The sequence below is a fragment of the Stenotrophomonas sp. YJH_SMC_54 genome, from assembly GCF_059368435.1.
Map to the genome: position 1 here is coordinate 186,195 of NZ_JCAFRS010000006.1, position 15,479 is coordinate 201,673.

Annotated in this window: 14 protein-coding genes; all 14 read left to right on the forward strand. The window is 67.6% G+C overall.

Going from position 1 to position 15,479, the window contains the following annotated elements; genetic code table 11:
• Positions 1-120 precede the first annotated feature (120 nt).
• The 14 genes from AC5P5S_RS09490 to rseP all read left to right on the forward strand — a co-directional run bounded on the left by AC5P5S_RS09490 (position 121) and on the right by rseP (position 15,437).
• Complete coding sequence (locus AC5P5S_RS09490; RefSeq protein WP_005412747.1) at positions 121-651, forward strand: Csu type fimbrial protein; 531 nt, start codon at positions 121-123, stop codon at positions 649-651.
• Complete coding sequence (locus tag AC5P5S_RS09495; protein ID WP_005412746.1) at positions 651-1,400, forward strand: fimbrial biogenesis chaperone; 750 nt, start codon at positions 651-653, stop codon at positions 1,398-1,400. The genes AC5P5S_RS09490 and AC5P5S_RS09495 overlap by 1 nt, the downstream gene beginning before the upstream one ends.
• Before the next feature lie 7 nt (positions 1,401-1,407).
• A complete protein-coding gene (locus tag AC5P5S_RS09500) occupies positions 1,408-3,786 on the forward strand; it encodes a fimbria/pilus outer membrane usher protein (RefSeq protein ID WP_062607494.1) in 2,379 nt (792 codons plus the stop codon).
• Positions 3,783-4,817, forward strand: coding sequence for a Csu type fimbrial protein (locus tag AC5P5S_RS09505; RefSeq protein ID WP_005408750.1), 1,035 nt, complete (start codon positions 3,783-3,785; stop codon positions 4,815-4,817). Before AC5P5S_RS09500 ends, AC5P5S_RS09505 begins: the two co-directional genes overlap by 4 nt.
• 416 nt (positions 4,818-5,233) lie before the next feature.
• On the forward strand, positions 5,234-5,932 hold the full coding sequence (locus AC5P5S_RS09510) for a fimbrial biogenesis chaperone (protein ID WP_062607492.1): 699 nt from the start codon (positions 5,234-5,236) through the stop codon (positions 5,930-5,932).
• 220 nt (positions 5,933-6,152) lie between these two features.
• Positions 6,153-6,959 carry a 30S ribosomal protein S2 gene (gene rpsB / locus AC5P5S_RS09515; protein ID WP_005408748.1) on the forward strand — a complete coding sequence of 269 codons (807 nt, stop codon included), beginning with the start codon at positions 6,153-6,155 and terminating at the stop codon, positions 6,957-6,959.
• Between the two features lie 125 nt (positions 6,960-7,084).
• Positions 7,085-7,960 (forward strand): translation elongation factor Ts, encoded by an 876-nt coding sequence (gene tsf, locus AC5P5S_RS09520; protein ID WP_005408747.1) that lies wholly within the window; start codon positions 7,085-7,087, stop codon positions 7,958-7,960.
• A gap of 224 nt (positions 7,961-8,184) precedes the next feature.
• Positions 8,185-9,723, forward strand: coding sequence for a GGDEF domain-containing protein (locus AC5P5S_RS09525; RefSeq protein ID WP_005412741.1), 1,539 nt, complete (start codon positions 8,185-8,187; stop codon positions 9,721-9,723).
• Positions 9,724-9,844: 121 nt separating this feature from the next.
• Positions 9,845-10,573: a UMP kinase gene (gene pyrH, locus AC5P5S_RS09530; RefSeq protein ID WP_005408745.1), complete on the forward strand. Its 729-nt coding sequence runs from the start codon at positions 9,845-9,847 to the stop codon at positions 10,571-10,573.
• 96 nt (positions 10,574-10,669) lie between these two features.
• Positions 10,670-11,224 carry a ribosome recycling factor gene (frr, locus tag AC5P5S_RS09535; protein WP_005408744.1) on the forward strand — a complete coding sequence of 185 codons (555 nt, stop codon included), beginning with the start codon at positions 10,670-10,672 and terminating at the stop codon, positions 11,222-11,224.
• A 5-nt stretch (positions 11,225-11,229) separates the two neighbouring features.
• Positions 11,230-11,997 (forward strand): polyprenyl diphosphate synthase, encoded by a 768-nt coding sequence (uppS, locus tag AC5P5S_RS09540; protein WP_005408743.1) that lies wholly within the window; start codon positions 11,230-11,232, stop codon positions 11,995-11,997.
• Positions 11,994-12,830 carry a phosphatidate cytidylyltransferase gene (locus AC5P5S_RS09545; RefSeq protein ID WP_005408742.1) on the forward strand — a complete coding sequence of 279 codons (837 nt, stop codon included), beginning with the start codon at positions 11,994-11,996 and terminating at the stop codon, positions 12,828-12,830. Before uppS ends, AC5P5S_RS09545 begins: the two co-directional genes overlap by 4 nt.
• A gap of 2 nt (positions 12,831-12,832) precedes the next feature.
• Complete coding sequence (locus AC5P5S_RS09550; protein WP_062607490.1) at positions 12,833-14,023, forward strand: 1-deoxy-D-xylulose-5-phosphate reductoisomerase; 1,191 nt, start codon at positions 12,833-12,835, stop codon at positions 14,021-14,023.
• A gap of 55 nt (positions 14,024-14,078) precedes the next feature.
• Positions 14,079-15,437 carry an RIP metalloprotease RseP gene (gene rseP / locus AC5P5S_RS09555; RefSeq protein ID WP_062607488.1) on the forward strand — a complete coding sequence of 453 codons (1,359 nt, stop codon included), beginning with the start codon at positions 14,079-14,081 and terminating at the stop codon, positions 15,435-15,437.
• Positions 15,438-15,479 lie beyond the last annotated feature (42 nt).

Below are 15,479 nucleotides of genomic sequence, written 5' to 3' on the forward strand. Positions count from 1 at the left end.
CCTGTTTATCACGGATTACAGACACTTACCCGCAGAAGCTGGCCACGACCGTTGTCAAAGCGGCCCCGAACCTGCCGCCTTCGCCTTGTTCAACAGACCTTCGGGTCAGGGAGGTTGTCCATGCGATCCACGTTCCGCTCACCGCTCGCCTGGGTCCTGACCGGACTGTTGCTGGCCGGCCCCGCACTGGCCGCCGACACCACGACCTTCAACGTGACCCTGGTGGTCACCAAGGCCTGCACCATCACGGCGGCGGCGGCCACCAACGTTGACTTCGGCACGGCGGCCTCGACCACGGCGACCCCCACCCTGGGCCAGGGCACGGTGACCGCCCAATGCTCGGCCCTGACCCCGTACACGATTTCGCTGAACGCGGGCGCCAATGCCAGCACCGCCAACGACGTCACCACCCGCCGGATGAAGAACACCAACGCCGCGGTGACCGCCAACAACTTCGTTGGCTACCAGCTCTACCAGGACGCCGCACATACCCTGGTCTGGGGTGCGACCTCGGGCACCAACACCCAGGCCGGCATCGGCACTGGCCTGGCCGTGCCCTACATCGTCTACGGCCAGATCCTGAACCTGAGCACCAACAACCCGGCCACCGGCAACTACCTGGATACGGTCACCGCCACGATCACCTATTGATGGAGCACGCCCGCATGGCCGGACCCCGCCCGTGGCGCGCCACCGGCGTGGCGCTGCTCGCCCTCTCCCTGCTGGCCGCAGCCCCTGCCGGTGCCACCAGCCTCCAGGTCGCCCCCACCAGCCTGCAGCTTGAGGCCCGCCAGCGCGCCGGCGAACTGTGGCTGACCAACAGTGGCACCTCGCCGGTCAGGCTGCAGGTGCGGGTCTTCCGCTGGGTACAGCAGGATGGCCAGGAACAACTGCTGCCCACCGAGGAACTGCTGGCCACCCCTCCGATGCAGGAACTGGGCGCTGGCCAGCAGCAGCTGGTGCGGGTCATGCGCCCGAACCACGAACCGCCTGCGGCACAGCAGTACTACCGGCTGATCGTCGACGAGGTGCCTGATCTGGCGACCCGCGCCAACGGCATGCAGTTCGTGCTGCGCTATTCGATACCGGTGTTCGTGCAACCCTCGGGCGGCAAGCTGGCGCCGCGCCTGCAGGCCAGCCTGGTCCGGTTGCAGGACGGACGCAACGGCGTGGAGGTGGCCAACACCGGCAACAGCTATGCACAGATCGCCGACCTGGCGCTGGGCAGCGTCCAGCGCCCGCGCATCGTGCACCCCGGCCTGCTGGGCTATGTACTGCCCGGGCAGGTGATGCGCTGGCCGATCGAGCGCACGGCCATCGACCGCGACAACGACCAGATCACGGCCAAGCTCAATGGCGAGTCGGAACAGACGCCGCTGTCGCCGCCACCGGCTCGCTGAGGCGTTGATGGGCGCGCTGTTTGCTGCCCTGGCTCCTGCGGCGACCGAAGCCGCCGATGTGTCCGGCGTGGCTGCCGCCGGGGCTGCGGACGTCTCCGGGGTGTCGGCCGACGCGATCCTGCCCGCCCCCACGCCCCTGACCGCCAGCCAGACCCTGTACCTGGACGTCTCGCTCAACAGCACGCCCCGCGGCCTGCTGCCATTCACTGAAACCCGTGGCCGGCTGCAGGCCAGTCCGGAAGTGCTGCGCCAGCTCGGCTTCAGCGCCCGCGGCGATGCGCCGGTCTATCTGGACCAGATCAGCGGGGCCGTTGTGCGCTACGACGCGCATATGCAGACCCTGGCCCTGGACGTGCCGCTGGACCAGCTGACCCTGCCGACCACCGTGCTCAGCCAGCCGCAGACCCGGGCACCGGCCAGCACCGCCTCGCCCGGCCTGCTGCTGAACTACGACCTGTATGGCAGCCGGGTCGACATGCTCGGCAACCTCAGCCTCAGCTCGGAGCTGCGCCTGTTCGGGATCGGCAACGGCACCGTCGAGAACACAGCGATCAGCCGGCGCTACCAGCAGCCCGGCGACCGTCGCTGGCGCGGTGAGAGCGTGCGTCTGGATACGCGCTGGAGCCTGGATTTCCCCGGCAAGGCGATGACGCTGGAGGTCGGCGATTTCTACAGCGGCTTCGTCGACTGGACCCGTCCGGTGCGCCTGGGCGGCCTGCAGATCGGCCGCAACTACGGCCTGCAGCCGTATCGCGTACTCACCCCCACGCCCAGCTTCCTCGGCCAGGCGGTGGTGCCGTCCACGGTCGAGCTGTACGTCGATGGCCTGCGCCAGTACAGCGGGCAGGTGCCGGTCGGTCCGTTCCAGCTGGCCGCGCAACCCGGCATCAGCGGCACCGGCAGCGCACAGGTGGTGGTGACCGATGCATTCGGGCGCATGCAGACGCTGGATTTCAGTTTCTACGGCACCCAGCAGCTGCTGGCCAAGGGCCTGTCGGACTGGTCGGCCGGCGTTGGCCGCCTGCGTGAGGATTTCGGCCAGCGTTCCTTCGCCTACGACGATCGCACCGTGGCCAGTGCCAGCTGGCGAGGCGGTATCAGCGACACCTTTACCGGCGAAGCACATGCCGAAGGCGGCGGCGGCCTGGCCCAGGCCGGCATCGGCGGCTGGTGGCTGCTCGGCGGCGCGGGCGTGTTCAACGCCGCCTATGCGCACAGTGACTATCACGGCCTGCGGGGCGGGCAATGGGCACTGGGCTACAGCTGGAACAACCGCCGGCTCAATTTCAATCTGCGCAGCGTGCGCAGCCATGGCGATTACCGCGACCTGGGCGCACTGCAGGGCAACCTGCCGCCGAGCATCAGTGAACAGGCCACGGTCGGCGCCGATCTGCTGCGGCTGGGCACGCTCAGCGCCAGCTACCTGCGCCTGCGCTATCCCGACGGAGACGACAACCGCTACGCCAGCCTGTTCTGGTCACGCACCTGGAGCCAGCGGTGGTCGGCCTACCTGTCGGTGAACCAGAACCTGGACAAGAGCGATGACCGCAGCATCTACCTGTCGGTCACCGCCAGCCTGGGCAACAACCGCCAGGCCAGCCTCTCCAGCCAGCGCAACGGCGACAGCCAGAGCTGGGTAGCGGACGTGACCCAGCCGGTACCCGGCGACGGCAGCGCCGGCGGCGTCGGTTGGCGCGCGCAGGTGCGCCATGGCGAGGACGGCAATGGCGGCCTGGCCGAAGTCGGCATCCTCAATGACGTCGGTCGCTACTCATTCGGCGCCTCGCGCCAGGGCGGCCTGAACTATGCCTACGCCAGCGCCAGTGGCAGCCTGGTGTGGATGGGCGGGCATGCCTTCGCCACCCGCGAAGTCTCCGACGCGTTCGCAGTCATCAGCACCAACGGCGTGGGCGGCGTGCCGGTGCGGCTGGAAAACCGGCTGATCGGCGTGACCGATGATCGCGGCCTGCTGCTGGTCAGCCCACTGCTGTCCTGGCAGCGCAATCGCGTCTCCATCGACACCCTGGACCTGCCCGAGGACATGCGCGCCGATCGCATCGAAGACTGGGTGACACCCCGCCAACGCGCCGGCACCCGCGTGACCTTCGCGCTGCGTTCGCGGCCGTCGTTGAACCTGACCCTGCACGGCATGGACGGGCAACCGCTGGAGGTCGGCAGCGAGGTGCAGCTGCCGGACGGGCGACAGGCGCTGGTGGGCTATGACGGGCTGCTGTACCTGGAAGACGTGTCCGCCGGCAGCGTGCTGTACATCACCACCAGCCGCGGGCAATGCAGGGTGAAGGTACCGGACGTGCCCAAGGTGGTGGCTTCCGGCGCGCGGCCGAAGCCGGCACCGCTGGCGTGCATCCCGGAGGTAGCGCCATGAGGACGTTGCTGCTCGGCCTGCTGCTGGTCGCCGGCCTGCTGGCGGCGGCACCGGCCCGCGCCGTCGCGGTGTGCGCCGCCGTCGCCGACCCGACGCTGCCGTTTGGCAACGTCAACAGCAATGCCCCCGGCGCAACCACCGGCACGCTCAACATCACCGTGACCTGCACCACTGCCGCGCTGAGCGTGCTGGCCACTACCGGCGTGCGGGTCTGCGTGGGCATCGGCGCCGGCAGCGGCGGCGGCAGCAGCTCCAGCTGGCGGACGATGAAGACCAGCACCAGCGACAGCATGAACTTCCAGCTCTACAACACCTCCAACTTCAGCCAGGTGACCGGGTTGACCCCGCGCGGCTCGCCGCCGGCGCAGGAGCTGACCCTGACCTACAACGTGCCCCTGACCGGCGGCAGCGGCACGCAGACCACGCAGCTGTCCGCACAGATCCCCGCCAATCAGATCCTGGCGTCAGGCGCCTACAGCAGCACCTTCAACGGCGCCAACGTGGTGCTGACCTGGGCCTGGAACGAGGTCCTGCTCGGCAATGCCACGGTGCCCGCCAACTGCAACGGCGGCGCCACCGGCACCAACAGCATCAGCAACGCCTTCAGCTTCACCGCCACCGCCAACGTGCTGCCGCAGTGCGGCAGCTACGTCACCACCAACATGGACTTCGGCAACGTCACCGGCGGCATTCCCGCCAACATCGACCGGACCGCCACCTTGACCCTGACCTGCCTGAAGAACACGGCCTACCAGGTCAGCCTCAACAACGGCCAGAACAACCCCTCCGCCACCAGCACGCGGCGCATGGCCACCACCATCGGCGGCAGCACCTACTACCTCACCTACGAGCTGTACCGCAATGCCGCGCGCAGCCTGCGCTGGGGCAACACCCTCAACGTCGATACCGTTGGCGGCACCGGAAGTGGCAGCGCGCAGCAGCTGACCATCTATGGCCGGGTGCCGCCGGTCACCGGCCAGCCCCCGGCCGGCATCTACAACGATGTGGTGCAGGTGACCATCACCTATTGACCTGCATGCCGACCAACGGTCGACACCCACCGGGGTTTCGGCACATCCACGTCATGCGTGGATGCGCGCATCATTCCTGTGCCAGGAGCAGTCGACTGACAGTCGACGCTACAGATTCGGCCGATCCAGCCGATACCGCGCAGCGAGATCTTTCAGCACGGTGGTTGCCAGGTGGCTCGCGCATTTCTGATAGGGGCGATACTGTTCGCCAGCACATCGGCGTGGGCCGAACCCGGCCCCAGCAACCTGCAGATCCGCCTGACCGTGGTCGAAGCCTGCCGCGATGACCCCGGCAGCACCCACTGCCCCGCCCCCCACCAGCGCAGCGACACACCGCAACTTCCGCCCCAGGTCCGCGAGCTCGCGCCTCCCGCCGACGGCGAAGACACGACGTCCGCCGTGACCGTCATCTACTGATGCGGGCACTTCTGACCCTGCTGGCGATGCTGCTGGCGTTGCCTGCCGCGGCATTGGACCTGTTGCCGACCACACTGCAGCTGCCCGCCGAAGGTGGCCAGGGCGAACTTTGGCTCTTCAACCCCGGTCCCGGCCGCTGGCAGGGCCGGGTACAGATCCTTGCGTGGGACCAGCAGACCGACGCGGACATGCTGCGTCCCACCGACCAGGTGCTCGCCAGCCCCACCCTGCTCGACATCCCGCCCGGCGTCCGACAGCGCATCTGGCTGCTGCCACGCCAGCCGGCATCCGCTGTCGGCGAACAGGCCTATCGGGTCGTCCTGGCCCCCACTACGCCAGGCCTGCAGCGCTATTCGCTGCCGTTGTTCCGCGGGCACGCCACGCCAATGACCCAATCGCGGCTGCATGCAGGGATCGAACCCGGCCAGTCACATACCTTCCTGCGACTGAGCAACACCGGTACCCTGCACGCACGCCTGAACGATCTCGCCTACATCACCAGCGGCGGTCAGCGCACCCTGCTGCTGCCCGGCCTGGCCGGGTATCTGCTGGCCGGCCATGAGCGCCGCTGGGCCCTGCCCGCCCGCGCTGATGGCTACGCCGGCGGTCATTTCCAGGCCCGGCTGCAGGATGGCCGCGTGATCGATCTGGTCGCTCCAGGCCCGGCAATTGCAGCCAGCGCACCGAGCGGGCTATAATCGACCGGATTCCTGCCGCCTGCGTGCGCGGGAACCCGTCCACACCGGACGTCACCGGTGAATCCACACCTGCTGCCCCCATCCGTGCCGGGGTGCTCCGCAAGGAGTTCGGCCACGGAGGCAACAGGGAAGCCCAACCCCGGAACCGATCGCGCTTCCACGCGTCCCGCATACCTATCCCCGCGGGCGGAATCGCTGGTTCCATATCAGGAGTATTGCAATGCCCCAGGTCACCATGCGTCAGATGCTGGAAGCCGGCGTCCACTTCGGCCACCAGACCCGCTACTGGAACCCCAAGATGGCTCCGTACATCTTCGGCGCCCGCGGCAAGATCCACATCATCAACCTGGAAAAGACCGTCCCGCTGTTCAACGACGCGATGAACTTCATCTCGTCGGTTGCCCAGAAGCGCGGCACCGTCCTGTTCCTGGGCACCAAGCGCAGCGCCCGCGAAACCATCAAGGAAGAAGCCGAGCGTTGCGGCATGCCGTTCATGAACCAGCGCTGGCTGGGCGGCACCCTGACCAACTTCCGTACCGTCAAGCAGTCGGTTGCCCGCCTGAAGGAACTGGAAGCCGGTGAAACCGACGGCACCTTCGAGAAGCTGGTCAAGCACGAAGTGCTGGGCCTGCGTCGCGAGCGCGACAAGCTGGAAGCCTCGCTGGGCGGCATCAAGGACATGAACCGCCTGCCGGACGCCATCTTCGTGATCGACATCGGCCACGAAGACATCGCGATCAAGGAAGCCAAGAAGCTGGGCATCCCGGTCATCGCCGTGGTCGACACCAACTACAACCCGGAACTGGTGGACTACGCCATCCCGGGCAACGACGACGCCATCCGCGCTGTGCAGCTGTACGCCCGCGCCGCTGCCGACGCCGTGCTGGAAGGCAAGGCTGCTGCTCCGCACGCTGCTTCGGTGCGTGAGGAAGAGTTCGCTGAAGCCGCTGCTGAAGGCGAAGAGAAGCCGGCCCGCCGCGCTCCGGCCAAGAAGGCTGCCAAGAAGGGCGACGACGCCCAGGCCTGATCCAGGCCCGGGGTGGACGCCCGGCGTCCACCCTCCCTGCGCGCAGCCTTTGGCGCGTGACAGGACCGTGTCACACGGGCCGGCCACCATGCCGGCCCAACCCCTTTCTTTCGTGAGGTAATCCCGTGGAAATCACTGCTTCCCTGGTCAAGGAACTGCGCGAGCGCACCGGCGCCGGCATGATGGAATGCAAGAAGGCGCTCACCGAAGCCAACGGCGACATCGACGCTGCTGCTGAAGCCATGCGCAAGTCCGGCGCCGCCAAGGCCGACAAGAAGGCTGACCGCGTGGCCGCCGAAGGCCGTCTGGGCCTGGCCCAGGATGGCGGCAAGGCCGTGCTGGTCGAAGTCAACTCGGAAACCGACTTCGTCGCCAACGATGACAACTTCAAGTCCTTCGTCAATGCCGTTGCCGCTGCCGCCCTGGCATCGGGCGCCACCGACGTCGAAGCCGTGAAGGCTGCCAAGCTGGCCGATGGCCGCACCGTTGAAGAAGCCCGCGCCACCGCCGTGCAGACCCTGGGTGAGAACATCCAGATCCGTCGCATGGTGAATGTCGACACCACCGGCAACATCGGTGCGTATGTCCACACCAACGGCAAGGTCGGCGTTCTGGTCGATCTGATCGGCGGCGACGTCGAGCTGGCCCGTGGCCTGGCCATGCACGTGGCTGCGCTGAAGCCGCCGCACAACAAGGCTGCGGACGTTCCGGCCGACTTCGTCGAGAAGGAAAAGGAAATCGAGCTGGCCAAGATGTCCGAAAAGGACAAGGCCAAGCCGGCCGACATCCTGGAAAAGATCATCAGCGGCAAGATCAACAAGATCGTCAGCGACGTGACCCTGTACGGCCAGACCTACGTGCTGGGCGACACCACCGTCGAGCAGGTGGTCAAGGCCGCTGGCGCCGATGTTGCTGGCTTCAAGCTGCTGATCGTCGGCGAAGGCATCGAGAAGGTGGTGGAAGACTACGCCGCCGAAGTTGCCAAGGCGATGCAGGTCTGATTCCAGCCTTCCGGCTGTGAAGCAACCAGAAGGAGCCGCGGGAGACCGCGGCTCTTTTTTTATGCCGGCGGCCCTGTGGGGTGCGCACAGCGGCACCTTTGCGTTGCGCGCGAATCAAGCCGATACTCGGCACAGGGAATCAACAGTCATTTAGCAGGAACGAAAATCGCGGACTGTGATGCATTCCTAGGTATTCTTGTCCCAATGGAATTGAACGACCCGACATGCCTCCCGAGCTGACAGCTGCCCTGGCGCTCTGCCGCAACCTGCCCTCGCCACCCGGTATTGCCCTGCGCATCATCGAACTGGCACAGGACCCGGAAGCGGATATCGCCACCGCCGCCGACATCATCGCCATCGACATGGCGCTGAGCGCTCGCATGCTGCGCATCGCCAATTCGCCGCTGTACGCCAGCCGCCGTCGGATCGAGAACCTCGGCCAGGCACTGACCATGCTCGGCCTGAATGCCACGATCAGCCTGGCCCTCGGCTTCACCGTCACCCAGGGACTGACCGGCGGCACCGGCGCCGACCACGACCTGCGCCAACGCGCCTGGAAGCGCAGCATCCTCAGCGCGCTGGCCGCCAGCCAGCTGGGCCAGGCACGCGGCCTGCGCCGGCTGGAAGAACTGATGCTGGCCGGCCTGCTGCAGGACCTGGGCGTACTGTGCCTGGCCCAGGCCGAATCGGAGCGCTACCTGCCGCTGCTGCGCGAAGCACGCGACAACATCGATCTGGTCGCGCGCGAGCGCGACGAACTGGGCTGCAGCCACGCCGAGGTCGGCGCCTGGGTGGCCGAGCAGTGGGGCCTGCCGCGCTACCTGGTGGAGAGCATCAGCCACAGCGAAGACCTGGACGCCGCGGAGTCGCCGTTCCAGGCCTGCGTGCAGCTGTCCGGTGCCGTGGCCGACATCTGGCTGGACGATGACGCCGATGCCGCCCGCGAGCGCGCCCTGCAGCAGGTGCATGACCGCCTTGAACTGGACAGCGCCCGTTTCGACCAGGTCCTGACCCGCATCAGCGAGGCCCTGCCGGACATCGCCAGCCTGTTCGAGGCCGGCCTGAATTCCCCCTCGCGGGTGCGCGAGCTGATCGACCACGCGCAGGAGCTGGCCACCCTGCGCAACCTGCGCGAACTGCAGGATGCCGACCAGGCCCGTCGCCGCGCTGACGAATTCGAAGCCCGGGCCAAGCGCCTGGCCGACCAGGCCCATCGAGATGCCCTCACCGGCGTGCTCAACCGGCGCCAGCTGGAAGCCGTGCTGGAGCAGGAATTCCTGCGCGCCGGTCGCCAGGGCTGGCCGCTGTCGGTGGCCTTCATCGACCTGGACGACTTCAAGAAGATCAACGACGCCCATGGCCACCTGACCGGCGACGAGGTGCTGCGGGCCTTTGCCGGCAAACTGCAGGGCCAGCTGCGCCACAGCGACACCGTGGCCCGCTTCGGCGGCGAGGAGTTCGTCGCGCTGCTGCCCAACACCAGCGAAACGGTAGCACTGGACGTGATCCGCCGGGTACTGGCCAACATCGTTGCCACGCCGATGGCCGAACTGGAAGGCGGCCCGCTGTTCGTCACCTTCTCCGCCGGCGTGGCCACCCAGGGCGGCTACGAACGCTTCGCCGACGTGCAGGACCTGCTGCGCGCCGCCGACGACGTGCTGTACCGCTCCAAGAACCTCGGCCGCAACCGGGTGATCGCGCGCTCCCCCGGCGCCCTCGGCCACGACGAGCTGTCAGCGACCGCGGGCGCCGAGCTGGGCTGAACCGGAAGCCCCGGATGACCAGGGCGAACGCCAGGATTTTACGCCGCAGTGCACAAAACACTATGGCCCGACGCCGCATGCGCGTAGAATCGCCCGCGATTTCCACGCACCCGAGGTCCCCATGTCCAAGCTCGCCTATCGCCGCATCCTTCTGAAACTGTCCGGGGAGGCGCTGATGGGAGATGAGGACTACGGCATCGACCCGAAGATCATCAACCGCCTGGCCCGTGAGGTCATCGAAGCCCAGCAAGCCGGTGCCGAAGTGGCGCTGGTGATCGGCGGCGGCAACATCTTCCGCGGCGCCGGCCTGGCCGCAGGCGGCATGGACCGGGTCACCGGCGACCAGATGGGCATGCTGGCCACGGTCATCAACGCCCTGGCCATGCAGGACGCCCTGGAGAAGCTGGGCGCCAAGGCGCGCGTGATGAGCGCGATCAAGATCAACGACGTGTGCGAGGACTACATCCGCCGCCGCGCCATCCGCCACCTGGAAAAGGGCCGCCTGGTGATCTTCGCCGCCGGCGTCGGCAGCCCGTTCTTCACCACCGACTCCGGCGCCGCCCTGCGCGCGATCGAGATCGGCGCCGACCTGCTGCTGAAGGCCACCAAGGTCGATGGCGTGTACGACAAGGACCCGAACAAGCACAGCGATGCGGTCCGCTTCGACAGCCTGAGCTATGACGAAGTGATCCGCCGCGGCCTGGAAGTGATGGATACCGCCGCCTTCGCACTGGCCCGCGACAGCGACCTGCCGATGCGCGTGTTCGACATGGGCCAGCCGGGCGAGCTGCTGAAGATCCTCAACGGCGAGAACATCGGCACCCTGGTCCAGGGCCGCGATCCGGCCTGAGCCTGAGCGCGCGGCGACAACCGGGCCGATTCAGGCCCGGCAGCGTCCCGTATTCGCCTATAATCGCCCGATTCCAGATACATCCAGGACCGGGCGATGCTCAACGACATCAAGAACAACGCGCAGACGCGCATGGCCAAGAGCATCGACGCTCTGAAGCACACCCTCACCTCCATCCGGACCGGGCGTGCCACGCCGGCCCTGCTGGACCGCGTGACGGTCAATGCCTACGGCAACGCCAGCACCCCGCTGAACCAGGTTGCCTCGATCTCCAACGCCGATGCGCACTCGCTGCTGGTCACCCCGTTCGACAAGGGCATGATCAAGGAGATCGAGAAGGGTCTCTACAACGCCGAGTTCACCCCGAACACGCTGGGCACCGCGATCCGCATCAACATGCCGCCGCCGACCGAAGAGCGCCGCAAGGAGCTGGTCAAGCAGGTGCAGAAGGAAGGCGAAGGCGCCAAGATCGCGATCCGCAACATCCGTCAGGACGCGAACAAGGAAATCGCCAAGCTGGTCAAGGACAAGGCGATCAGCGAGGACGAGAAGAAGCGCGGTGAGGACGACATCCAGAAGTTGACCGACACCAACATCAAGGACGTCGACAAGGTCGTTGCCGACAAGGAAAAAGAACTGCTGTCGGTCTGAAGTCGATGCCTTCAGTCCCGCCTCCGTTGCCGGCCACCCTGCCCCGCCACGTCGCCATCATCATGGATGGCAACGGGCGCTGGGCACAGCAGCGCCGCCGCCCGCGCGTGATCGGCCATCGTGCCGGCGCGCGCGCGGTCAACCGCACCATCGAGCGCTGCCTTGAACTGGGCATTCCGGCGCTGACCCTGTTCGCGTTTTCCAGCGAGAACTGGGGCCGGCCGCAGGAAGAAGTCGACGCCCTGATGAAGCTGTTCCTCGGCGCGCTCGACCGCGAAGTGGACGAACTGCACCGACGCGGCGTGCGCGTACGCTTCATCGGCGAACGCGAGCGCTTTGGTGCCGGACTGGTCAGCCGCATGCAGCTGGCCGAGCAGCGCACCGCCGACAACACCACCCTGACCCTGTCGATCGCCGCCAGTTACGGCGGTCGCCAGGACATCGCCCGTGCCGCGCGCGCACTGGCCGCTGAAGTCGCCGCAGGACGCCTGCTGCCCGAACAGATCGACGAATCGCTGCTGGGCAGCCAGGTCGCCCTGGCCGACCTGCCGCCGCCGGATCTGTTCATCCGCACCGGTGGCGACACCCGCATCAGCAACTTCCTGCTGTGGCAACTGGCCTACACCGAGCTGTGGTTCACCGAGGCGCTGTGGCCGGACTTCGATGCCGCCCTGCTGCAGCAGGCGCTGGATGCCTATGGCAGCCGCGAGCGTCGTTTCGGCCTGACCAGCGCCCAGATCGCCGCACTGGCCACCGAGACCTCCAGCCCATGACCAAGACCCGAGTCCTCGCCGCGCTGATCATGGCGCCGCTCGCCATTGCCGCGATCCTGCTGCTGCCGACGCAATGGCTGGCCGCCGCCGCCGCCGCCGTGCTGCTGATCGGCCTGTGGGAATGGCTGAAGCTGGCCGGCATCGAAGACACCCTCGCGCGCACCGTGCTGCTGGTGCTGAACCTGCTGCTGATGGTGCTGCTGGTGTGGGCCGATGGCAGCACGCTGGTGCTGTTCCAGATCACCACACTGGCAGGTGTTGCCTGGTGGCTGGCGGCGCTGGCCTGGCTGCGCTTCTTCAACTTTGGCGCCCAGCCGACGGCCCCCTCCCGGATCGTGAAGATGCTGGCCGGCACCCTGGCCATCGTTCCTGCCTGGGCAGCGCTGGTACTGATCCACGCTGGCGGTGACCCGCCAGGCAAGCAGGGCCACCTGTGGCTGCTGGCGGCACTGGCACTGGTCTGGGCAGCCGATTCGGGCGCCTATTTCGCCGGCCGTCACTTCGGCAAGCACAAGCTGGCGCCGCGGATCAGCCCCAACAAGACCTGGGAAGGCCTGTTCGGCGGCCTGCTGGCCGGTGTCGCCGTGGCCCTCGGACTGGGCTGGCTGGCCGGCATCGACATCGCGCACCTGCCGGGCCTGCTGATCACCTCGGTGGTGGCCGTATTCGCGTCGGTGCTGGGTGACCTGTTCGAAAGCCTGATCAAGCGCCACGCCGGTGCCAAGGACTCGGGCAACCTGATTCCGGGCCATGGTGGCGTGCTCGACCGCGTCGACGGCGTCCTCGCCGCCGTGCCGGTGTTCGCGCTGGGCAAGGAAATCTTCGGGTTCTGACCATGAATGCTGTCGCAGACCTGCGCCGGGTCGCCGTATACGGCGCCACCGGCTCGATCGGTGCCTCCACGCTGGACGTCATCGCCCGCCACCCGCAGCGCTACCAGGCCACGGTGCTGGCCGCCGGCCGCCAGGTGCAGGCACTGCTGGCCCTGTGCCGCCAACACGAGCCGGCGCACGCGGTCATCGCCGACGAAGCGCTGTTCACCGAACTGCGCGACGGCCTGCGCGATGCCGGGCTGTCGACCGAGGCCCACGCCGGTCATGCCGCACTGGACCAGCTGGCAGCAAGCGATGCCTGCGACACGGTCGTCGCGGCCATTGTCGGTGCTGCAGGGCTGTCCTCGACCCTCGCCGCCGCTGCGGCCGGCAAGCGCATCCTGCTGGCCAACAAGGAATCGCTGGTACTGGCCGGCGAGCTGCTGACCCGCACCGCCGAGCGCGCCGGCGCCGAGATCATTCCGATCGACAGCGAGCACAGCGCGATCTTCCAGTGCCTGCGTTCGCGCGACGCCAGCATCGACGGCGCCGGCGTGCGCCGGATCCTGCTGACCGCGTCGGGCGGCCCGTTCCGCGGCCGCAGCCGCGCCGAGCTGGCCGAGGTCACCCCGGCCCAGGCCGTGGCTCACCCGAAGTGGTCGATGGGCCCGAAGATCTCGGTCGATTCGGCGACGTTGATGAACAAGGGCCTGGAAGTCATCGAGGCGCACCATCTGTTCTCGGTGCCCGGCGAGCGCATCGAGGTGCTGGTGCACCCGCAGAGCCTGGTCCATTCGCTGGTCGAATTCGTCGACGGCTCGACCCTGGCCCAGATGGGCCTGCCGGACATGCGCACCACCCTGGCGGTCGGCCTGGGCTGGCCGCAGCGCATCGAATCGGGCGTGGCCGGGCTGGACCTGCTGGCGCAGGGCCGGCTGGATTTCGAGGCGCCTGACACCGACGCCTTCCCCTGCCTGGCGCTGGCCTGGCAGGCCATGCAGGCCGGCGGTACTGCCCCGGCGGTGCTGAACGCCGCCAATGAAGAGGCGGTTTCAGCATTTCTTCAGGGCCGGATCGGTTTCCTGACCATCCCGGAGCTGGTTGCTAACGCTCTTTCAACACTGCCGACCCAGCCAGCCGATACACTGGAGGTCCTGTTGTCCGCCGACCAGCGCGCACGCCAGCTCACCCTGAACGCCATCGACGCCGCCTGAACGACCGCCTCGCCCAGCATGACGCCGCCGCCCCTGCCCGCCACTGTGAGCCTGCATGACTGACTTCCTCGGATCGGTCTGGTGGATGATTGTCAGCCTCGGGCTGCTGGTCACGTTCCACGAGTTCGGGCATTACTGGGTCGGCCGCCTCTGTGGGGTCAAGATCCTGCGCTTCTCGGTCGGCTTCGGCCGTCCGCTGTGGTCGCGCCGCGACAGGCACGGCACCGAGTTCGCCATTGCCGCCATCCCGCTGGGTGGCTACGTGAAGTTCCTCGACGAACGTGAGGTCGAGGTCCATCCCCACGAGCGCGGCCAGGCCTTCAACCACAAGACCGTGTGGCAGCGCATCGCCATTGTTGCTGCAGGGCCGATCGCCAATCTGCTGCTGTGCATCCTGCTGCTGTGGGCGATGTTCGTGATCGGCAAGCAGGACTACTCGCCGACGATCGGCCGGGTTGACGGCATCGCCGCCAGCGCCGGTCTGCTCAGCGGTGACCGCGTTCTGCGGGTAGATGAGCGCCAGGTCGCCACCCTGGGCGAGGCCAGCATGGCGCTGACCGCCGCCGCGATGGATCGCCGCGACGTCACGCTTCAGGTACTCGACCCTGCGGACCAGGTGCGCGTGCGCACCCTGCCGCTGTCGCAGCTGCCCGCCGGCTTCGATGAACGACGGGTACCGATCCTGGCCGGCCTGTACTGGCAATCGTGGCTGCAGCCGGCACTGGTCGACTCGCTCACCGCCGATTCGGTGGTCACCGGGCTGCTGCAGCCGGGCGACCTGATCGTGGCGATCGACGGCCAGCGCATCGACAGCGTCGACCAGGTGATCGGCGAGATCCAGGCCCTCGGCCGTGCCGGAGGCCCCGGCATGATCGAGGTCCTGCGAGGCGGTGAACGCCTTGCACTGGAAGTCACGCCCCGCCAGGGCAAGGATGGCAAGGGCAACCCGGTCTGGCAGATCGGCGTCGGCTTCCCCACCACCTACAGCCCCTCCTACGACACCCTGCTGCGCTATGGGCCGCTGGATGCAGTGACCGTCGCCGTACGTGAAACCGGCCGACTTGCCGCCGACTCGCTGGGCATGATGGCCCGCATCGTCACCGGCAAAGCCTCGCTGCAGAACGTTTCCGGGCCGGTCACCATCGCCCGCGTGGCCAATGTCTCGGCCAAACGCGGCCTCGACTGGTTCCTGCAGTTCCTTGCCCTGCTGTCACTCAGCCTGTGCATCATCAACCTGTTGCCGATCCCGATCTTGGACGGCGGGCACCTGCTGTATTACCTTATCGAGTTGGTCAAGGGCAGCCCGCTGAGCGAGCGTGCCATCGCCGCCGGCCAATACATCGGCCTGGCGTTGCTGGCCGGGCTGATGGGGTTGGCGTTCTACAACGACATCCTCGGCCTGGTCCCGCGATGAACTTTTCCACGTTGTTGCCGTCTACAGCGTCGGCATCCCGCA